We start from the raw sequence: 20,300 nt of genomic DNA, 5'->3' as shown, positions 1-20,300 counted from the left end.
CCCCTTGCTAGATGTGAACAATTTTGAGTATATGAACATCGGTCTTGCTTCACCGGATAAAATCCGTTCATGGTCTTTTGGTGAAGTGAAAAAGCCTGAAACGATAAACTATCGTACGTTAAAACCTGAAAAGGACGGTCTATTCTGCGAACGCATTTTCGGACCGACTAAGGACTGGGAATGTCATTGCGGGAAGTACAAGCGAGTTCGTTATAAAGGCGTAGTTTGTGACCGCTGCGGAGTTGAAGTAACACGGGCTAAAGTCCGTCGTGAGAGAATGGGGCACATTGAACTGGCTGCCCCAGTTTCCCACATTTGGTATTTCAAAGGCATTCCAAGCCGTATGGGTCTTGTGTTGGATATGTCGCCTCGTGCATTGGAAGAAGTTATTTACTTTGCTTCTTATGTTGTAACTGATCCGGCAAATACACCGCTTGAAAAGAAACAGCTTCTATCTGAAAAGGAATACCGTGCGTATCTTGATAAGTACGGCAATAAGTTCCAAGCATCTATGGGTGCTGAAGCGATTCATAAACTTCTTCAAGATATCGATCTTGTAAAAGAAGTTGATATGTTAAAAGAAGAGCTGAAAACATCTCAAGGACAGCGTCGTACTCGTGCGATCAAACGCCTTGAAGTGTTAGAAGCCTTCCGTAACTCAGGAAACAAGCCTTCTTGGATGATCCTAGATGTGCTTCCTGTTATTCCTCCTGAGCTCAGACCGATGGTTCAGCTTGATGGCGGACGTTTTGCGACTTCTGATTTGAACGACCTTTATCGTCGTGTCATCAACCGTAACAATCGTTTGAAACGCCTTTTAGACCTTGGTGCGCCTAGCATTATCGTTCAAAACGAAAAGCGTATGCTTCAAGAGGCTGTCGATGCTTTAATTGACAACGGCCGTCGCGGACGCCCTGTAACAGGTCCTGGTAACAGACCATTAAAATCTCTTTCTCATATGCTGAAAGGGAAGCAAGGACGTTTCCGTCAAAACCTTCTTGGTAAACGTGTCGATTACTCCGGACGTTCTGTAATCGTCGTTGGTCCTCATTTGAAAATGTACCAATGCGGATTACCGAAGGAAATGGCGCTCGAACTTTTCAAACCTTTCGTTATGAAAGAGCTTGTTGAAAAGGGTCTTGCTCACAACATTAAGAGTGCGAAACGTAAAATTGAGCGCGTACAGCCTGAAGTATGGGATGTACTAGAATCAGTTATCAAGGAGCATCCGGTACTTCTGAACCGTGCCCCTACGCTTCACAGATTAGGTATCCAAGCGTTTGAACCAACACTTGTTGAAGGACGCGCAATCCGTCTTCACCCGCTCGTATGTACAGCTTATAACGCTGACTTTGACGGTGACCAAATGGCGGTTCACGTACCATTATCTGCAGAAGCTCAAGCTGAAGCACGCATCTTGATGCTTGCCGCTCAAAACATCTTGAACCCTAAAGATGGTAAACCGGTTGTAACACCGTCTCAGGATATGGTACTGGGTAACTATTACCTGACTCTAGAGCGTGCCGGTGCTGTCGGTGAAGGTATGGTCTTCAAGAATACGGATGAAGCGCTTCTTGCTTATCAAAACGGATATGTTCATCTTCATACGAGAGTGGCTGTTGCAGCGAACTCCCTTAAGAACGTGACATTTACCGAAGAGCAGCGCTCAAAATTGTTAATTACAACTGTCGGTAAACTGGTCTTCAATGAAATTCTTCCAGAATCATTCCCTTACATGAATGAACCAACGAAGAGCAACATTGAAGAGAAAACACCTGACCGTTTCTTCTTAGAAAAAGGTGCCGATGTAAAAGCTGCCATCGCACAGCAGCCAATCAATGCACCGTTTAAAAAAGGTATTCTGGGTAAAATCATCGCGGAAATCTTTAAACGATTCCACATTACGGAAACGTCTAAAATGCTTGACCGCATGAAAAACCTAGGTTTCAGATATTCAACAAAAGCTGGTATTACAGTTGGGGTTTCTGACATCGTCGTTCTCGATGATAAACAAGAAATTCTTGAAGAAGCACAAGGCAAAGTTGATAACGTTATGAAGCAGTTCCGCCGCGGTCTGATCACTGAAGAAGAACGCTATGAGAGAGTCATCTCTATCTGGAGTTCTGCAAAAGATGTTATCCAAGGCAAACTGATGAAATCACTTGATGAGCTCAACCCGATCTACATGATGAGTGACTCTGGTGCCCGTGGTAACGCGTCTAACTTTACTCAGCTTGCCGGAATGCGCGGCCTGATGGCCAACCCGGCTGGACGTATCATTGAGTTACCAATCAAATCTAGTTTCCGTGAAGGTCTGACAGTATTGGAGTACTTTATCTCCACTCACGGTGCGCGTAAAGGTCTTGCCGATACCGCCCTTAAAACTGCTGACTCAGGTTACCTTACACGCCGTCTTGTTGACGTTGCACAGGATGTTATCATCCGTGAAACTGATTGTGGAACTGACCGAGGCATCCTTGCTCAACCGCTTAGAGAAGGCACTGAAATCATTGAGCGCTTAGAAGAACGCTTAATCGGCCGTTTTGCAAGAAAACAAGTGAAACATCCTGAAACAGGTGAAGTGCTTGTAAACGAAAACGAACTGATTGATGAGGATAAAGCGATTGAAATCGTAGAAGCCGGCATTGAAGAAGTGTGGATCCGTTCTGCCTTCACATGTAATACGCCTCATGGTGTATGTAAACGATGCTATGGCCGAAACCTTGCGACTGGTACCGATGTAGAAGTCGGTGAAGCAGTCGGCATCATCGCTGCCCAATCAATCGGTGAGCCTGGTACACAGTTAACAATGCGTACATTCCATACAGGCGGGGTTGCAGGAGACGATATCACACAAGGTCTTCCGCGTATCCAAGAGCTTTTCGAAGCGCGTAATCCAAAAGGTCAGGCAACAATTACCGAAATCGACGGTACAGTCGTTGAAATCAATGAAGTTCGCGACAAACAGCAGGAAATTGTGGTTCAAGGCGCAGTTGAAACACGCTCTTATACGGCACCATATAACTCCCGCTTAAAAGTAGCGGAAGGAGATAAAATTACTCGCGGCCAAGTGCTGACAGAAGGTTCAATCGATCCGAAAGAACTTCTTAAAGTGACTGACCTGACTACTGTTCAAGAGTATCTTCTTCATGAGGTTCAAAAGGTTTACCGTATGCAGGGTGTTGAAATCGGCGATAAACACGTAGAAGTAATGGTTCGCCAAATGCTTCGTAAAGTACGTGTGATTGATGCCGGTGATACTGATGTGCTTCCTGGCTCATTACTTGATATTCACCAATTTACTGAAGCGAACAAAAAGGTATTGCTGGAAGGCAAACGTCCTGCTACAGGCCGTCCTGTCTTACTCGGTATTACCAAAGCTTCTCTTGAAACGGATTCATTCTTATCTGCTGCTTCCTTCCAGGAGACAACACGTGTCCTTACAGACGCAGCGATCAAAGGTAAGCGTGATGAACTTCTCGGCCTGAAAGAGAATGTTATCATCGGTAAGCTTGTTCCGGCTGGTACTGGAATGATGAAATACCGAAAAGCAAAACCTGTTTCAAATGTTCAATCGACTGAGGACATGGTTCCGGTTGAATAACTGATATTATGCTGCTGAAAGACTGCAAAACAGTCTTTCAGCAGTCATATTTAAATAAAAAAATCATTCTATGAGAAGATAGAAACTAAAAAATGTCATACCTTGTTGACATTCGTCTCCTAGAATGATAATATAACCAAGGTGCTCGAAATAAACCTGTTACTTTGGAGGATATGTTTATGTCTTATGATAAAGTATCACAGGCCAAATCAATTATTATTGGTACGAAGCAAACAGTGAAAGCTCTAAAACGAGGTTCAGTAAAGGAAGTAGTCGTTGCAATAGACGCAGATCCTATTCTTACGTCAAGTGTAATAACACTAGCGAAAGATCAAGGGATTGCTGTCTCAATGGTTGAATCCATGAAAAAGCTCGGCAAAGCCTGCGGAATTGAAGTAGGAGCAGCAGCTGTTGCCATTATGTTATAACGTACTTTTTGTTTTTGCGTGAGATTTATTCTTGTGTAAAGACATTGTTTTTTGCCTATTGATGAACCACCTGGGTATGTGGGTTATAAAACGTAATGAAGGGAGGAACAAAACATGCCTACAATTAATCAGCTAATTCGCAAAGGACGCGTGAGTAAAGTAGAAAACTCAAAGTCTCCTGCACTTAACAAAGGATACAACAGCTTTAAAAAAGAGCACACTAATGTATCTTCTCCACAAAAACGCGGGGTATGTACTCGTGTTGGTACAATGACACCGAAAAAACCGAACTCAGCACTTCGTAAATATGCTCGTGTTCGTTTAACTAACGGAATTGAGGTTACTGCCTACATTCCTGGTATCGGTCACAACCTGCAAGAGCACAGTGTTGTACTTATCCGCGGCGGACGTGTAAAAGACTTACCAGGGGTACGTTACCACATCGTTCGTGGTGCGCTTGACACTGCTGGAGTTGAAAACCGTGCGCAAGGCCGTTCTAAATACGGTACGAAACGTCCTAAAGCAAAATAATAAACGAATAAACGTATAATTTGAGAAGGGAGGATATTCAGATGCCACGTAAAGGTCCTGTAGCAAAAAGAGACGTTTTACCTGATCCGATTTACAACTCTAAGCTTGTATCTCGTCTAATCAACAAAATGATGATCGACGGTAAAAAAGGTAAGTCTCAAACAATCCTATACAAGTCATTCGATATCATTAAAGAACGTACTGGCAATGATGCAATGGAGGTTTTCGAACAAGCATTGAAAAACATCATGCCTGTACTTGAAGTAAAAGCACGCCGTGTAGGTGGTGCGAACTACCAAGTTCCTGTAGAAGTTCGTCCTGAACGTCGTACTACTCTTGGACTTCGCTGGTTAGTTAACTACGCTCGTCTTCGCGGAGAAAAAACGATGGAAGAGCGTTTAGCTAACGAAATCCTTGACGCAGCTAACAACACTGGTGCTGCTGTTAAGAAACGTGAAGATACTCATAAGATGGCTGAAGCAAACAAAGCATTTGCTCACTATCGTTGGTAGGATTTATATACTAAAAAACACAATTTCCCAATAAGGAAGGAGAAATTACCCAATGGCAAGAGAGTTCTCCTTAGACAAAACTCGTAATATCGGGATCATGGCTCACATTGATGCCGGTAAAACGACTACTACAGAACGTATCTTGTTCTATACTGGTCGTATCCACAAAATTGGTGAAACTCATGAAGGAGCTTCACAAATGGACTGGATGGAGCAGGAACAAGAGCGTGGTATCACAATCACTTCCGCTGCGACAACTGCACAGTGGAAAGGATACCGCGTAAACATCATCGATACTCCAGGACACGTAGACTTCACAGTTGAAGTTGAACGTTCTCTTCGTGTACTTGATGGTGCTGTTGCTGTACTTGACGCACAGTCTGGCGTTGAGCCTCAAACAGAAACTGTTTGGCGTCAAGCAACAACTTACGGAGTACCGCGTATCGTTTTCGTTAACAAAATGGACAAAATCGGTGCAGACTTCCTTTACTCTGTAGGAACTTTAAGAGATCGTCTTCAAGCTAACGCTCATGCAATTCAATTGCCGATCGGTGCTGAAGACAACTTCGAAGGTATCATTGATCTAGTAGAAAACGTTGCGTATTTCTACGAAGATGACCTTGGAACTCGTTCTGACGCGAAAGAAATCCCTGAAGAGTACAAAGAGCAAGCTGAAGAGCTTCGCAACAGCCTCATTGAAGCTGTATGTGAGCTTGATGAAGAGCTTATGGACAAATACCTTGAGGGTGAAGAAATCACTATTGACGAGTTAAAAGCAGGTATCCGTAAAGGTACATTAAATGTTGAATTCTACCCTGTTCTTGTTGGTTCTGCCTTCAAAAACAAAGGTGTTCAATTAGTACTTGATGCTGTTCTTGACTACCTTCCTGCACCAACAGACGTTGCTGCAATCAAAGGTATACGTCCTGATACAAATGAAGAGATTGAGCGTCATTCTTCTGATGAAGAGCCATTCTCTGCACTAGCATTCAAAGTTATGACTGACCCTTACGTTGGTAAGCTGACGTTCTTCCGTGTGTACTCTGGAACACTTGATTCTGGTTCATACGTGAAAAACTCAACTAAAGGCAAACGTGAGCGTGTTGGACGTATCCTTCAAATGCACGCCAACAGCCGTGAAGAAATCTCTACTGTATATGCAGGAGATATCGCAGCTGCTGTAGGTCTAAAAGATACTTCTACTGGAGATACTCTATGTGACGAAAAGGATCTAGTTATCCTTGAATCAATGGAATTCCCAGAACCAGTTATCGACGTTGCAATTGAGCCTAAATCAAAAGCCGACCAAGATAAAATGGGTATCGCTTTAGCAAAACTTGCTGAAGAGGATCCAACTTTCCGTACTCAAACAAACCCGGAAACTGGTCAGACAATCATCTCTGGTATGGGTGAGCTTCACCTTGATATCATTGTTGATCGTATGAAGCGTGAATTCAAAGTAGAAGCTAACGTTGGTGCTCCTCAAGTTGCGTACCGTGAAACATTCCGTTCCGGTGCAAAAGTTGAAGGTAAATTCGTACGTCAGTCTGGTGGACGCGGTCAGTTCGGTCACGTTTGGATTGAATTCGAACCAAACGAAGAAGGCGCTGGCTTTGAATTCGAAAATGCGATTGTCGGTGGGGTTGTTCCTCGTGAATACATCCCAGCTGTTCAAGCAGGTCTAGAAGATTCACTTGAAAATGGTGTATTAGCTGGATTCCCGCTTATCGACATTAAAGCAAAACTTTTTGATGGATCTTACCATGATGTTGACTCAAACGAAATGGCGTTTAAAGTTGCTGCTTCTATGGCATTGAAAAATGCAGTCAGCAAATGTAACCCAGTTCTTCTTGAACCAATCATGAAAGTAGAAGTGGTTATTCCTGAAGAATACATGGGAGACATCATGGGTGATGTTACTTCTCGTCGCGGACGCGTAGAAGGTATGGAAGCTCGCGGTAACGCGCAAGTTGTTCGTGCGATGGTTCCTCTTGCTGAAATGTTCGGTTACGCTACTGCCCTTCGTTCTAACACGCAAGGTCGCGGTACGTTCACTATGCACATGGATCACTACGAAGAAGTGCCGAAGAGCATTGCTGAAGAAATTATCAAAAAAAATAAAGGCGAATAATTGATTTTGCCTCTTAACTCAAGTATAACTACTATTGTAAGATGAGGAAGTGAAAGCTTTCTTTCACTTCCTATCACTCTATACATTACTAATTAAAAGCTCTTAAGGAGGATTTTAGAATGGCTAAAGAAAAATTCGACCGTTCCAAATCACATGCCAATATCGGTACAATTGGACACGTTGACCATGGTAAAACAACTTTAACTGCTGCTATCACAACAGTACTTCATAAGAAATCTGGTAAAGGTACAGCTATGGCGTACGATCAAATTGATGGTGCACCAGAAGAACGTGAGCGCGGTATCACAATCTCTACTGCACACGTTGAGTATGAAACTGAAACTCGTCACTATGCACACGTTGACTGCCCAGGACACGCTGACTATGTTAAAAACATGATCACTGGTGCTGCGCAAATGGACGGAGCTATCCTAGTAGTATCTGCTGCTGATGGCCCAATGCCACAAACTCGTGAGCACATCCTTCTTTCTAAAAACGTTGGTGTACCATACATCGTTGTATTCTTAAACAAATGCGACATGGTAGACGACGAAGAGCTTCTTGAACTAGTTGAAATGGAAGTTCGCGATCTTCTTAGCGAATATGACTTCCCTGGTGATGATGTACCAGTTATCAAAGGTTCTGCTCTTAAAGCTCTTGAAGGAGATGCTGAGTACGAAGCTAAAATCTTCGAACTTATGGATGCAGTTGATGAGTACATCCCAACTCCAGAACGTGACACTGAAAAACCATTCATGATGCCAGTTGAGGACGTATTCTCAATCACTGGTCGTGGAACAGTTGCTACTGGACGTGTAGAACGCGGACAAGTTAAAGTCGGTGACGAAGTTGAAATCATCGGTCTTCAAGAAGAAAACAGCAAAACAACTGTTACTGGTGTTGAAATGTTCCGTAAGCTTCTTGATTACGCTGAAGCTGGAGACAACATTGGAGCCCTTCTTCGCGGTGTAGCTCGTGAAGATATCCAACGTGGTCAAGTACTTGCTAAACCAGGTACAATCACTCCACACAGCAAATTCAAAGCTGAAGTTTACGTTCTTTCTAAAGAAGAGGGTGGACGTCATACTCCATTCTTCTCTAACTACCGTCCTCAGTTCTACTTCCGTACAACTGACGTAACTGGTATCATCCATCTTCCAGAAGGCGTAGAAATGGTTATGCCTGGAGATAACACTGAAATGAACGTTGAGCTTATCTCTACAATCGCTATCGAAGAAGGAACTCGTTTCTCTATTCGTGAAGGCGGACGTACTGTTGGTTCAGGCGTTGTTTCTACAATCACTGAGTAATAGTATATTGAAAACGAGGCCCTTTGGGTCTCGTTTTTTTTTATGCTTTTTTGTTTTATAATAAGGTTTATTCTATTTGAGGAGCTATGGGTTATGAGTGAAAACACATCAATTTCTTTCATGAAAGAACTGAGAATCGATAATACGAAGCAAATGCTCATGATCAATGGAAATGATATATCGAACCCATTGCTGCTTTTTTTACATGGTGGACCCGGAGCATCCCAAATCGGATTTATCAGGAACTTTCAAAGGGAACTGGAACAGCACTTTACAGTTGTAAATTGGGATCAAAGGGGTTCAGGTCTTTCCTATACTAAACAGATTCCGCAAAGTTCAATGACAATCAGTCAAATCATTAAAGACACAATTCAAGTTACTGAATGGCTCTTAGATCATTTTTCAAAAACAAAAGTGTACCTTGCAGGACACTCCTGGGGATCGCTGCTGGCTCTTCATGTACTGCAAGAGAGGCCGGATCTTTTTCACGCTTACTATGGAATCAGTCAGGTCACTAATACTAAGCTGGAAGAAAAAATGGCCTATCATTCTGTATGCAAGACAAATCGCTTTCTATCATTAACCTTAGGTTTACTTGGCCCGCCACCTTGGAACAAGAAGATTCATCATTTCATCTTTCGAGTCTGCATTGAATTGAGCAGGGGAGGATTCACTCATCATCGCCGACACATTCTTACAGTATTGTGTCAGTTGCTTGCTGGCAATGAGTTTGGATTAAAAAACATCTCTCGTTTCATCAGAGGACATCGTTTCAGCTCAAAGAATTTATCTGACGATTTACATCGTTTTGATGCTTTTAAATCAGTTTCTTCTATTAAAGTACCGTGTTTCTTCATTTCAGGCAGTCATGATTTGATCGTTCCTGCTGAAATATCGAAACAGTATTATCGATTTGTTGATGCTCCTGAAAAGCACTGGCATTATTTTAAAAACTCCGCCCACACGCCGCATATCGAGGAGCCTTCATTATTTGCCAATACTCTGAGTAAACACGCAGTGTACCACTTAAAATAGAAGAAAATTCCCTTATTCACTCGCTTCTTGATAAATAAGAAAAACACATGTATAATACTAAAAGTGTGCAAATCATGCATATTCTAAATAAGTCTTGCAACATACGTCTATTTTCTGTATAATGGTGTATGTTGGTCTTTGACTGCGATGAAGTGAGAGGTTGCTGACACACCCGGCCGCTTTGCCATGGCAAGGTGTTCAGGTTTTTCTCACGGAGAACTGTCTAACGTGAAGTAGGCGAAAAGGAGGGAAAATAATGGCAAAACAAAAAATTCGTATTCGTTTGAAAGCATATGATCATAGAATCCTTGATCAATCTGCAGAGAAGATTGTTGAAACGGCAAAACGTTCTGGTGCCAGCGTATCTGGTCCGATTCCGTTGCCAACTGAAAAATCAGTTTACACAATCCTGCGTGCGGTGCACAAATACAAAGATTCTCGTGAGCAATTTGAAATGCGTACACATAAACGTTTAATCGACATTGTGAACCCAACACCACAAACTGTTGATGCACTCATGCGATTAGACTTACCATCTGGTGTCGATATTGAAATTAAACTTTAATTCTAAAATATAGAATGATCTTAATAGGAGGTGTGACGAATGACCAAAGGAATCTTAGGAAGAAAAATTGGTATGACGCAAGTATTCGCTGAAAATGGTGATCTTATTCCGGTAACTGTTATTGAGGCTGCTCCGAACGTTGTTCTTCAAAAGAAATCAGCTGAAAACGATGGCTACGAAGCAATCCAGCTTGGTTTTGACGACAAGCGTGAAAAGCTTTCTAACAAACCTGAAAAAGGACACGTTGCAAAAGCGGAAACTGCTCCTAAGCGCTTCGTAAAAGAATTACGCGGAGTGGAAATGGATGCGTATGAAGTTGGTCAGGAAGTCAAGGTTGAAATTTTCTCTGCTGGAGAAATTGTAGATGTAACAGGAGTATCTAAAGGTAAAGGTTTCCAAGGTGCAATCAAGCGCCACGGACAATCTCGCGGACCTATGTCTCACGGTTCACGCTACCACCGTCGTCCTGGTTCAATGGGACCTGTAGATCCTAACCGTGTATTCAAAGGTAAATTATTACCTGGACGTATGGGCGGAGAGCAAATCACTGTTCAAAACCTTGAAATCGTAAAAGTTGATGCAGAACGCAATCTTCTTTTGATCAAAGGTAACGTACCTGGTCCGAAAAAATCTTTAATCACTGTTAAAAGTGCTGTTAAATCTAAATAACTCTCTTAGGAAAGGAGGAAATTGATCATGCCAAAAGTAGCATTATACAACCAAAACGGTTCTACTGCTGGTGACATCGAATTAAACGCTTCTGTATTTGGAATTGAGCCAAATGAAAGTGTTGTATTCGACGCTATTCTTATGCAAAGAGCTTCCTTACGTCAAGGATCTCATAAAGTAAAAAATCGTTCTGAAGTACGCGGCGGAGGTCGTAAACCATGGCGTCAAAAAGGTACTGGACGTGCCCGTCAAGGTTCTATCCGTTCACCGCAATGGCGCGGAGGTGGTGTCGTATTCGGCCCAACACCACGCAGCTATTCTTATAAATTACCTAAAAAAGTTCGCCGCTTGGCAATCAAATCAGTATTGTCTTCTAAAGTGAACGACAACAATATCATCGTTCTTGAAGATCTTACTCTTGATACGGCTAAAACAAAAGAAATGGCAGCTATCCTTAAAGGGTTATCTGTTGAGAAAAAAGCTTTAATCGTAACTGCGGATGCTAACGAAGCAGTAGCTTTATCTGCTCGCAACATTCCTGGAGTTACTGTAGTTGAAGCGAACGGAATCAACGTTTTAGACGTTGTCAACCACGAGAAGCTTCTGATTACAAAAGCAGCGGTTGAAAAAGTAGAGGAGGTGCTTGCATAATGAAAGATCCTCGTGATGTTCTAAAGCGCCCCGTCATTACTGAACGTTCGGCTGATTTAATGGCTGAAAAGAAATATACTTTTGAAGTTGATGTAAGAGCTAACAAAACAGAAGTGAAAGACGCGGTTGAAAGCATCTTTGGTGTGAAAGTTGACAAAGTCAACATCATGAACTACAAAGGTAAATCAAAACGTGTCGGACGCTACACTGGTATGACTAGCCGTCGCAGAAAAGCGATCGTGAAACTTACTGCAGACAGCAAAGAAATCGAAATTTTTGAAGGTTAATTATCTGTAAAAAGAAGGAGGGAAATTCAAAATGGCGATTAAAAAGTATAAACCGACCTCTAATGGACGTCGTGGCATGACAACTTCAGATTTTGCTGAAATCACGACTGACAAGCCGGAAAAATCCTTGCTTGCTCCCCTTCACAAAAAAGGCGGACGTAACAACCAAGGTAAATTGACTGTACGTCACCAAGGTGGCGGACATAAACGCCAATACCGTGTTATCGATTTTAAACGCGATAAAGATGGTATACCTGGACGCGTTGCTACAGTTGAATACGATCCAAACCGTTCAGCTAACATCGCTCTAGTCAACTATGCAGACGGAGAAAAACGTTACATTCTTGCTCCTAAAGGAATTCAAGTGGGTACTGAAATCATGTCAGGTCCAGAAGCTGACATCAAAGTAGGTAATGCACTACCACTTATCAACATCCCTGTTGGTACAGTTGTGCATAACATTGAATTAAAACCTGGTAAAGGCGGACAGCTTGTACGTTCAGCTGGTACATCTGCTCAGGTTCTTGGTAAAGAAGGCAAATACGTTCTTGTACGTCTTAACTCTGGAGAAGTTCGCATGATTCTTTCTGCTTGCCGTGCTTCTATCGGTCAAGTAGGTAACGAACAGCATGAACTTATCAACATTGGTAAAGCTGGACGTTCTCGCTGGAAAGGCATCCGTCCAACAGTTCGTGGTTCTGTAATGAACCCTAACGATCACCCACACGGTGGTGGTGAAGGACGTGCGCCAATCGGACGTAAATCACCAATGTCTCCATGGGGCAAACCAACTCTTGGATTCAAGACACGTAAGAAAAAGAACAAATCTGATAAATTTATCGTACGTCGTCGTAAAAATAAATAACGGGGTTGTCTACGGTTCATATCGGACCGTAGTGCAATCACGAAGGGAGGTTCCAAAATGGCTCGCAGCTTGAAAAAAGGACCATTTGTCGATGGACACTTGATGACAAAAATCGAGAAATTAAATGAAACTGACAAGAAACAAGTCGTGAAAACTTGGTCTCGTCGTTCTACTATTTTCCCACAGTTTATTGGTCACACAATCGCAGTCTATGACGGACGTAAACACGTGCCTGTATTCATCTCTGAAGATATGGTAGGGCACAAGTTGGGTGAATTCGCTCCAACTCGTACGTACAAAGGTCATGCTAGTGATGACAAAAAAACAAGACGCTAAGAGAGGAGGCTTTTAAATGCAAGCTAAAGCTGTTGCAAGAACAGTCCGTATTGCTCCTCGTAAAGCACGTCTAGTAATGGACCTGATTCGAGGCAAGCAAGTAGGTGAAGCAGTGTCAATCTTGAACCTAACACCGAGAGCTGCTTCTCCAATTATCGAGAAAGTATTAAAATCCGCTATTGCAAATGCTGAGCATAACTACGAAATGGACGCTAATAGCCTGGTTATTACTCAAGCATTCGTTGACGAAGGCCCTACGTTAAAAAGATTCCGCCCACGTGCTATGGGACGTGCGAGCCAAATCAACAAACGTACGAGCCACATTACAATCGTTGTATCAGAAAAGAAGGAGGGATAAGTAGTGGGTCAAAAGGTAAATCCAGTCGGTCTTCGTATCGGAGTCATTCGTGATTGGGAATCTAAGTGGTACGCTGGTAAAGATTACGCTGACTTCCTGCACGAAGATTTAAGAATTCGTGAATACATTAGCAAACGACTTTCTGACGCTTCTGTTTCTAAAGTTGAAATCGAACGCGCAGCAAATCGTGTTAACATTACGATCCACACAGCTAAGCCTGGTATGGTTATCGGTAAAGGCGGTTCTGAAGTTGAAGCACTTCGTAAAGCCCTTAACAGCCTAACTGGCAAGCGTGTACACATTAACATTCTTGAAATCAAAAGAGCAGATCTTGATGCACAACTAGTTGCTGACAACATCGCTCGTCAATTAGAAAACCGTGTATCTTTCCGCCGTGCGCAGAAGCAACAAATCCAACGCACAATGCGTGCTGGAGCACAAGGTGTGAAAACAATGGTTTCTGGTCGTCTTGGCGGTGCAGATATCGCTCGTTCTGAATACTACAGTGAAGGAACTGTTCCATTGCACACATTACGTGCGGACATTGACTATGCAACATCTGAAGCTGACACTACTTATGGTAAGCTTGGTGTGAAAGTCTGGATCTATCGTGGAGAGGTTCTTCCTACTAAGAAGAAAACTGAGGAAGGAGGAAAATAATATGTTATTACCTAAACGCGTTAAATATCGCAGAGAGCATCGCGGAAAAATGCGTGGCCGTGCGAAAGGCGGTACTGAAGTACATTTCGGTGAGTTCGGTATCCAAGCTCTAGAAGCTTCTTGGATCACTAACCGTCAAATCGAAGCTGCCCGTATTGCGATGACTCGTTACATGAAACGTGGCGGTAAAGTTTGGATCAAAATTTTCCCTTCTAAACCTTACACTGCTAAACCACTAGAGGTACGTATGGGATCCGGTAAAGGGGCTCCAGAAGGTTGGGTAGCTGTTGTAAAACCGGGCAAAGTTTTATTTGAAATTTCTGGTGTATCTGAAGAGGTTGCTCGTGAAGCGCTTCGTCTTGCATCTCACAAATTGCCAATTAAAACGAAGTTCGTAAAACGTGAAGAAATTGGTGGTGAATCAAATGAAAGCTAATGAAATTCGTGACCTTACCACTGCTGAAATTGAACAAAAAGTAAAGTCTCTTAAAGAAGAACTTTTCAATCTTCGCTTTCAATTAGCGACAGGACAACTTGAAAATACTGCTCGCATTCGTGAAGTGCGCAAAGCTATCGCGCGCATGAAAACTGTGATTCGTGAAAGAGAAATTGCTGCTAATAAATAATCACTGAGGGGAGGTCGTGAGCATGAGCGAACGTAACCAACGCAAAGTTTACCAAGGTCGTGTTGTTTCTGACAAAATGGATAAAACCATCACTGTTGTTGTTGAAACATACAAGAAACATTCACTTTACGGTAAACGCGTAAAATACTCAAAGAAATTCAAAGCACATGATGAAAATAATCAAGCGAAAATCGGTGACATCGTAAAGATCATGGAAACTCGTCCATTGTCTGCAACTAAGCGTTTCCGTCTAGTTGAAGTTGTCGAAGAAGCTGTTATTATCTAATAAAGTTCGGAATTCTTCTTTCCGAAGGGAGGTAACAAAAAATGATTCAACAAGAGACTCGTTTAAAAGTAGCTGACAACTCTGGCGCACGTGAAGTACTTACTATTAAAGTTCTTGGTGGTTCTGGTCGTAAAACAGCTAATATTGGTGATGTAATTGTTTGCACGGTTAAACAAGCAACACCAGGAGGCGTTGTCAAAAAAGGTGAAGTCGTAAAAGCTGTTATCGTTCGCACTAAAAGTGGAGCGCGCAGAAGTGACGGTTCATACATCAGCTTCGATGAGAATGCATGTGTTATCATCCGTGACGACAAGAGCCCGCGTGGAACTCGTATCTTCGGACCAGTTGCTCGTGAATTGCGTGAAAACAACTTTATGAAAATTGTTTCTCTAGCTCCAGAAGTTATCTAATGAAATAAATGCCTTACTCAAGGAGGTGCGATCAGGATGCATGTAAAAAAAGGCGATAAAGTTATGGTTATCTCTGGTAAAGATAAAGGTAAACAAGGAACAATCCTTGCTGCTTTCCCTAAAAAGGACCGCGTTTTAGTTGAAGGTGTTAACATGGTAAAGAAACACTCTAAACCAACTCAAGCTAACCCTCAAGGCGGTATTTCTAATCAAGAGGCGCCAATTCATGTATCAAACGTTATGCCGCTCGATCCTAAAACAGGTGAAGTGACTCGCGTAGGATACAAAGTGGAAGATGGCAAAAAAGTTCGTGTGGCAAAAAAATCTGGGCAAGTTCTAGATAAATAGTATTAAAGGAAGGGAGGTCTATCTCATGAACCGCCTTAAAGAAAAGTACAATAAAGAAATTGCACCTGCTTTAATGACTAAGTTCAGCTATGACTCAGTTATGCAAGTGCCTAAAATTGAAAAAATCGTAATCAACATGGGTGTTGGTGATGCTGTTCAAAACGCAAAAGCAATCGACAGTGCTGTTGAAGAATTAACGTTTATCGCAGGTCAAAAACCTGTCGTTACTCGTGCGAAGAAATCAATTGCTGGATTCCGTCTTCGTGAAGGAATGCCTATCGGTGCGAAAGTAACTCTTCGCGGAGAGCGCATGTATGATTTCCTTGATAAACTTATTTCTGTATCTTTACCGCGTGTGCGTGACTTCCGTGGGGTTTCTAAAAAATCTTTCGACGGTCGCGGTAACTACACACTTGGTATCAAAGAACAGTTAATCTTCCCTGAAATTGACTACGATAAAGTAACAAAGGTTCGCGGAATGGACATCGTTATTGTAACGACTGCTAATTCTGATGAAGAGGCTCGTGAGCTATTAACTCAAGTAGGTATGCCGTTCCAGAAATAATCAATGAAAGGGAGGCGAAATCGTGGCTAAGAAGTCAATGATTGCGAAACAACAACGTACACCAAAGTTTAAAGTACAAGAGTACACTCGCTGTGAACGCTGCGGACGTCCGCATTCAGTCATTCGTAAATTTAAACTTTGCCGTATTTGTTTCCGTGAGCTTGCATATAAAGGACAAATTCCTGGCGTGAAAAAAGCCAGCTGGTAATCCCCAAGAAAGGGAAGGAGGTAATTATATAATGGTTATGACAGATCCAATTGCAGATATGCTGACTCGTATTCGTAATGCAAACATGGTACGTCATGAGAAGCTTGAAATTCCTGCTTCTAAATTGAAAAGAGAAATTGCTGAAATTTTAAAGCGTGAAGGTTTCATTCGTGACGTTGAGTTCGTAGAAGACAGCAAACAAGGTATCATCCGCGTTTTCTTGAAATACGGACAAAACAACGAGCGCGTAATCACTGGTCTTAAAAGAATCAGCAAACCTGGTTTGCGTGTTTATGCTAAATCTAATGAAGTACCTCGTGTACTTAACGGTCTTGGAATCGCAATTCTTTCTACATCACATGGCGTTTTAACGGACAAAGAAGCCCGTGCAAAACAAGCTGGTGGAGAAGTATTAGCATACGTTTGGTAAAAAAGTTTAACATGAATGGAGGTGTTTGGTATGTCTCGTGTAGGTAAGAAGCTACTTGAGATTCCTTCTGATGTTACAGTAACGTTAAATGATAACAATACTGTAGCTGTGAAAGGACCAAAAGGAGAATTAACTCGTACGTTTCACCCTGATATGGAGATTAAAATAGAGGACAATGTGCTTACAGTCGCTCGTCCTTCTGATCAAAAAGAGCACCGTGCCCTGCATGGTACAACTCGCAGTCTGCTTGGCAACATGGTGGAGGGCGTATCTAAAGGATTTGAAAGAGGTTTGGAATTAGTCGGTGTCGGTTACCGTGCGTCTAAATCCGGAAATAAACTTGTTTTAAACGTTGGATACTCTCACCCTGTTGAGATCGTCCCTGAGGAAGGCATCGATATCGAAGTTCCTTCTCAAACGAAAGTAGTCGTTAAAGGTACAGACAAAGAACGCGTAGGAGCTATTGCTGCTAACATTCGCGCTGTCCGTTCTCCAGAGCCTTACAAAGGTAAAGGAATCCGCTACGAAGGTGAAGTTGTTCGCCGTAAAGAAGGTAAATCTGCTAAGTAAGATCGCTTAAAGTGAAGAAAGGAGTGACCTAGATGATTACGAAAACTAGCAAAAATGCTGCTCGTCTTAAAAGACACGCTCGTGTTCGCGCTAAACTTTCTGGTACTGCTGAAAGACCGCGTCTGAACGTTTTCCGTTCAAACAAGCACATTTACGCTCAAATCATCGATGATGTAAATGGTGTAACACTTGCTAGTGCATCTACTCTCGATAAAGACTTGAACGTTGAAAGCACTGGAGATACTTCAGCTGCTGCTAAAGTTGGAGAATTAGTTGCAAAACGCGCTGCTGAAAAAGGCATTTCTGACGTAGTATTTGACCGTGGCGGATACTTATACCATGGACGTGTAAAAGCTTTGGCTGATGCCGCTCGTGAAGCTGGACTTAAATTTTAATAAAAGAAGGAGGGACACATGATTATGCGTCGTATTGACCCAAGCAAATTAGAGTTAGAAGAACGCTTAGTTACGGTTAACCGCGTAGCGAAAGTTGTTAAAGGTGGTCGTCGTTTCCGCTTCGCAGCTCTAGTCGTTGTCGGTGACAAAAACGGACACGTAGGATTCGGTACTGGTAAAGCGCAAGAAGTACCAGAAGCAATCCGCAAAGCTGTTGAAGATGCGAAAAAGAATTTAATTGAAGTACCAATGGTTGGAACTACAATTCCACATGAAATCATCGGACGTTTCGGTGCAGGTAACATCTTGTTAAAACCTGCTTCTGAAGGTACTGGAGTTATCGCTGGAGGCCCTGTACGTGCGGTACTTGAGCTTGCTGGCGTAGCTGACATCCTTTCTAAGTCTCTAGGTTCTAACACACCGATCAACATGATTCGTGCAACACTTCAAGGCTTAAGTGAACTTAAGCGCGCTGAAGAGGTTGCGAAGCTTCGTGGAAAATCTGTAGAAGAACTGTTAGGATAAGGAGGGAATATTAATGGCTAAATTAGAAATTACCCTCAAACGAAGTGTAATCGGTCGCCCGGAAGATCAACGCGTTACTGTGAGAACACTTGGTTTAAAGAAAACAAACCAAACTGTTGTTCATGAAGACAACGCTGCGATTCGTGGTATGATTAATAAAGTATCTCATTTAGTTTCTGTTAAAGAACAATAAAAATAATTGATCGGATAAGGAGGTGTCCTAATGAAACTTCATGAATTAAAACCTTCAGAAGGTTCACGCAAAACGCGTAATCGCGTAGGTCGTGGTATTGGTTCTGGCAACGGTAAAACAGCTGGTAAAGGTCACAAAGGTCAAAACGCTCGTTCTGGCGGCGGTGTACGCCCAGGGTTCGAGGGGGGACAAATGCCTTTATTCCAACGTCTTCCTAAACGCGGCTTTACTAACATTAACCGTAAGGAATACGCTGTAGTCAACCTAGACAAATTGAACGGTTTTGCAGAAGGAACGGAAGTCACTCCTGAACTTCTTCTTGAGACTGGTGTTATAAGCAAACTTAATGCAGGAGTAAAGATTCTTGGCAACGGTAAATTAGAGAAAAAATTAACTGTAAAAGCCAATAAATTCTCTGCTTCTGCGAAAGAAGCTGTTGAAGCTGCTGGCGGTACAGCTGAGGTGATCTAACTTGTTTAAAACAATCTCCAACTTTATGCGTGTGAGTGATATCCGGAATAAAATCATATTCACTTTACTCATGCTTATCGTCTTTCGCATAGGTGCGTTTATTCCTGTGCCGTATGTTAACGCTGATGTGTTACAGGCACAGTCTCAAATGGGTGTATTTGATCTTCTTAATACATTTGGCGGCGGTGCGCTTTACCAATTCTCTATTTTCGCAATGGGGATTACTCCTTATATCACAGCTTCAATCATCATCCAGCTGCTTCAGATGGATGTTGTGCCGAAGTTTACAGAGTGGTCTAAGCAAGGTGAAGTTGGCCGCCGTAAATTGGCTCAGTTCACAAGATACTTTACGATTGTCCTTGGATTTATCCAAGCGCTGGGTATGTCATACGGATTTAACAATTTAGCTAATGGATTGCTAATTGAAAAATCCGGCGTATCCACATATCTGATCATCGCTTTAGTACTCACTGGCGGAACTGCCTTTTTAATGTGGCTTGGGGAACAAATCACATCTCATGGAGTAGGCAACGGAATATCGATCATTATCTTCGCGGGGATTGTATCTAGTATTCCGAAAACGGTTGGACAAATATATGAGACTCAATTTGTCGGCAGCGACGATCAGCTGTTTATTCATATTGTGAAAGTCGCTCTTCTTGTGATTGCGATTTTAGCAGTTATTGTTGGAGTTATTTTCATTCAGCAAGCCGTACGGAAAATTGCGATTCAATATGCTAAAGGCACAGGTCGTTCACCTGCTGGCGGAGGTCAGTCTACACACCTTCCATTGAAAGTGAATCCTGCCGGGGTTATTCCTGTAATCTTTGCGGTTGCGTTTTTAATAACGCCGCGTACGATCGCGTCATTCTTTGGAACAAACGATGTGACAAAGTGGATTCAAGCCAACTTTGACAATACACATCCGGTGGGTATGACTATATATGTTGCGTTAATTATTGCCTTTACGTACTTTTATGCTTTTGTCCAGGTTAATCCTGAACAAATGGCTGATAACCTTAAAAAACAGGGTGGCTATATCCCGGGGGTTCGTCCAGGGAAAATGACTCAAGATAGAATTACGAGCATTTTGTATCGACTTACGTTTGTGGGTGCTTTATTCTTAGCCGTGATTTCCATTCTTCCTATCTTTTTCATTCAATTCGCTGGATTGCCTCAAAGTGCACAAATTGGCGGAACATCTTTGTTAATTGTTGTCGGGGTAGCCTTGGAGACAATGAAACAACTAGAAAGCCAGTTGGTGAAACGAAACTACCGTGGATTTATGAAAAACTAGAGGAAATGGATTTATCCATTCCCTCTTAATTAAG

Annotated in this window: 29 protein-coding genes; all 29 read left to right on the top strand. The window is 42.4% G+C overall.

Annotation, left to right across the window (positions count from 1 at the left end; translation table 11 throughout):
* Positions 1–4 precede the first annotated feature (4 nt).
* The 29 genes from rpoC (at position 5) to secY (ending at position 20,266) form a co-directional block, all read left to right on the top strand.
* Positions 5–3,604: a DNA-directed RNA polymerase subunit beta' gene (rpoC, locus tag NST16_RS17445; protein ID WP_010332765.1), complete on the top strand. Its 3,600-nt coding sequence runs from the start codon at positions 5–7 to the stop codon at positions 3,602–3,604.
* Between the two features lie 179 nt (positions 3,605–3,783).
* Complete coding sequence (locus tag NST16_RS17440) at positions 3,784–4,032, top strand: 50S ribosomal protein L7ae-like protein (RefSeq protein WP_010332766.1); 249 nt, start codon at positions 3,784–3,786, stop codon at positions 4,030–4,032.
* 114 nt (positions 4,033–4,146) lie between these two features.
* Positions 4,147–4,563, top strand: a complete 417-nt coding sequence (gene rpsL / locus NST16_RS17435) for a 30S ribosomal protein S12 (RefSeq protein ID WP_003156445.1) — start codon at positions 4,147–4,149, stop codon at positions 4,561–4,563.
* Positions 4,564–4,604: 41 nt separating this feature from the next.
* Positions 4,605–5,075 (top strand): 30S ribosomal protein S7, encoded by a 471-nt coding sequence (gene rpsG, locus NST16_RS17430; protein WP_003225784.1) that lies wholly within the window; start codon positions 4,605–4,607, stop codon positions 5,073–5,075.
* A 52-nt stretch (positions 5,076–5,127) separates the two neighbouring features.
* The gene (fusA, locus tag NST16_RS17425; RefSeq protein ID WP_010332767.1) at positions 5,128–7,206 is read left to right on the top strand and encodes an elongation factor G; all 2,079 of its coding nucleotides are present in this window, start codon (positions 5,128–5,130) and stop codon (positions 7,204–7,206) included.
* A 119-nt stretch (positions 7,207–7,325) separates the two neighbouring features.
* The gene (gene tuf / locus NST16_RS17420) at positions 7,326–8,516 is read left to right on the top strand and encodes an elongation factor Tu (RefSeq protein WP_010332768.1); all 1,191 of its coding nucleotides are present in this window, start codon (positions 7,326–7,328) and stop codon (positions 8,514–8,516) included.
* Between the two features lie 93 nt (positions 8,517–8,609).
* Complete coding sequence (locus tag NST16_RS17415) at positions 8,610–9,551, top strand: alpha/beta fold hydrolase (protein ID WP_340887753.1); 942 nt, start codon at positions 8,610–8,612, stop codon at positions 9,549–9,551.
* A gap of 256 nt (positions 9,552–9,807) precedes the next feature.
* On the top strand, positions 9,808–10,116 hold the full coding sequence (gene rpsJ / locus NST16_RS17410; protein WP_003156464.1) for a 30S ribosomal protein S10: 309 nt from the start codon (positions 9,808–9,810) through the stop codon (positions 10,114–10,116).
* A 39-nt stretch (positions 10,117–10,155) separates the two neighbouring features.
* Positions 10,156–10,785, top strand: coding sequence for a 50S ribosomal protein L3 (rplC, locus tag NST16_RS17405; protein WP_010332770.1), 630 nt, complete (start codon positions 10,156–10,158; stop codon positions 10,783–10,785).
* A 27-nt stretch (positions 10,786–10,812) separates the two neighbouring features.
* On the top strand, positions 10,813–11,436 hold the full coding sequence (gene rplD, locus NST16_RS17400) for a 50S ribosomal protein L4 (protein ID WP_003242004.1): 624 nt from the start codon (positions 10,813–10,815) through the stop codon (positions 11,434–11,436).
* Entirely contained in the window at positions 11,436–11,723 is a 288-nt protein-coding gene (gene rplW, locus NST16_RS17395) for a 50S ribosomal protein L23 (RefSeq protein WP_340887751.1), read from the top strand. Before rplD ends, rplW begins: the two co-directional genes overlap by 1 nt.
* 31 nt (positions 11,724–11,754) lie before the next feature.
* Positions 11,755–12,588, top strand: a complete 834-nt coding sequence (rplB, locus tag NST16_RS17390; protein WP_010332771.1) for a 50S ribosomal protein L2 — start codon at positions 11,755–11,757, stop codon at positions 12,586–12,588.
* Between the two features lie 57 nt (positions 12,589–12,645).
* Positions 12,646–12,924, top strand: a complete 279-nt coding sequence (gene rpsS / locus NST16_RS17385) for a 30S ribosomal protein S19 (protein WP_003156472.1) — start codon at positions 12,646–12,648, stop codon at positions 12,922–12,924.
* Between the two features lie 16 nt (positions 12,925–12,940).
* Positions 12,941–13,282: a 50S ribosomal protein L22 gene (gene rplV, locus NST16_RS17380; protein ID WP_010332772.1), complete on the top strand. Its 342-nt coding sequence runs from the start codon at positions 12,941–12,943 to the stop codon at positions 13,280–13,282.
* Between the two features lie 3 nt (positions 13,283–13,285).
* The gene (rpsC, locus tag NST16_RS17375) at positions 13,286–13,942 is read left to right on the top strand and encodes a 30S ribosomal protein S3 (protein ID WP_010332773.1); all 657 of its coding nucleotides are present in this window, start codon (positions 13,286–13,288) and stop codon (positions 13,940–13,942) included.
* Position 13,943: 1 nt separating this feature from the next.
* Positions 13,944–14,378: a 50S ribosomal protein L16 gene (gene rplP, locus NST16_RS17370; RefSeq protein ID WP_003225801.1), complete on the top strand. Its 435-nt coding sequence runs from the start codon at positions 13,944–13,946 to the stop codon at positions 14,376–14,378.
* Complete coding sequence (gene rpmC / locus NST16_RS17365) at positions 14,368–14,568, top strand: 50S ribosomal protein L29 (RefSeq protein WP_003156482.1); 201 nt, start codon at positions 14,368–14,370, stop codon at positions 14,566–14,568. Before rplP ends, rpmC begins: the two co-directional genes overlap by 11 nt.
* A gap of 22 nt (positions 14,569–14,590) precedes the next feature.
* Positions 14,591–14,854 carry a 30S ribosomal protein S17 gene (gene rpsQ, locus NST16_RS17360; RefSeq protein ID WP_003178345.1) on the top strand — a complete coding sequence of 88 codons (264 nt, stop codon included), beginning with the start codon at positions 14,591–14,593 and terminating at the stop codon, positions 14,852–14,854.
* A gap of 41 nt (positions 14,855–14,895) precedes the next feature.
* Positions 14,896–15,264, top strand: coding sequence for a 50S ribosomal protein L14 (gene rplN / locus NST16_RS17355; protein WP_003225805.1), 369 nt, complete (start codon positions 14,896–14,898; stop codon positions 15,262–15,264).
* 36 nt (positions 15,265–15,300) lie between these two features.
* A complete protein-coding gene (gene rplX / locus NST16_RS17350; RefSeq protein WP_003156486.1) occupies positions 15,301–15,612 on the top strand; it encodes a 50S ribosomal protein L24 in 312 nt (103 codons plus the stop codon).
* A gap of 25 nt (positions 15,613–15,637) precedes the next feature.
* Positions 15,638–16,177, top strand: coding sequence for a 50S ribosomal protein L5 (gene rplE, locus NST16_RS17345; protein ID WP_010332775.1), 540 nt, complete (start codon positions 15,638–15,640; stop codon positions 16,175–16,177).
* Between the two features lie 22 nt (positions 16,178–16,199).
* Positions 16,200–16,385 carry a 30S ribosomal protein S14 gene (gene rpsN / locus NST16_RS17340; RefSeq protein ID WP_003156488.1) on the top strand — a complete coding sequence of 62 codons (186 nt, stop codon included), beginning with the start codon at positions 16,200–16,202 and terminating at the stop codon, positions 16,383–16,385.
* A gap of 31 nt (positions 16,386–16,416) precedes the next feature.
* On the top strand, positions 16,417–16,815 hold the full coding sequence (gene rpsH / locus NST16_RS17335; protein ID WP_010332776.1) for a 30S ribosomal protein S8: 399 nt from the start codon (positions 16,417–16,419) through the stop codon (positions 16,813–16,815).
* Positions 16,816–16,845: 30 nt separating this feature from the next.
* Positions 16,846–17,385, top strand: coding sequence for a 50S ribosomal protein L6 (rplF, locus tag NST16_RS17330; protein ID WP_010332777.1), 540 nt, complete (start codon positions 16,846–16,848; stop codon positions 17,383–17,385).
* Between the two features lie 32 nt (positions 17,386–17,417).
* Positions 17,418–17,780 carry a 50S ribosomal protein L18 gene (gene rplR / locus NST16_RS17325; RefSeq protein ID WP_010332778.1) on the top strand — a complete coding sequence of 121 codons (363 nt, stop codon included), beginning with the start codon at positions 17,418–17,420 and terminating at the stop codon, positions 17,778–17,780.
* 24 nt (positions 17,781–17,804) lie between these two features.
* Positions 17,805–18,305, top strand: coding sequence for a 30S ribosomal protein S5 (gene rpsE / locus NST16_RS17320; RefSeq protein WP_003156493.1), 501 nt, complete (start codon positions 17,805–17,807; stop codon positions 18,303–18,305).
* A 13-nt stretch (positions 18,306–18,318) separates the two neighbouring features.
* Positions 18,319–18,498 carry a 50S ribosomal protein L30 gene (rpmD, locus tag NST16_RS17315; protein ID WP_003156497.1) on the top strand — a complete coding sequence of 60 codons (180 nt, stop codon included), beginning with the start codon at positions 18,319–18,321 and terminating at the stop codon, positions 18,496–18,498.
* Between the two features lie 30 nt (positions 18,499–18,528).
* On the top strand, positions 18,529–18,969 hold the full coding sequence (gene rplO / locus NST16_RS17310; RefSeq protein WP_003225819.1) for a 50S ribosomal protein L15: 441 nt from the start codon (positions 18,529–18,531) through the stop codon (positions 18,967–18,969).
* A gap of 1 nt (position 18,970) precedes the next feature.
* On the top strand, positions 18,971–20,266 hold the full coding sequence (gene secY, locus NST16_RS17305; RefSeq protein WP_010332779.1) for a preprotein translocase subunit SecY: 1,296 nt from the start codon (positions 18,971–18,973) through the stop codon (positions 20,264–20,266).
* Positions 20,267–20,300: the final 34 nt, after the last annotated feature.

Origin of the sequence: Bacillus sp. FSL K6-1005, assembly GCF_038000225.1 — a bacterium.
Taxonomy (GTDB): domain Bacteria; phylum Bacillota; class Bacilli; order Bacillales; family Bacillaceae; genus Bacillus; species Bacillus mojavensis.
The sequence above is the reverse complement of the archived record's forward strand: the minus strand, read 5'-3'. Positions and strand labels throughout refer to the sequence as shown.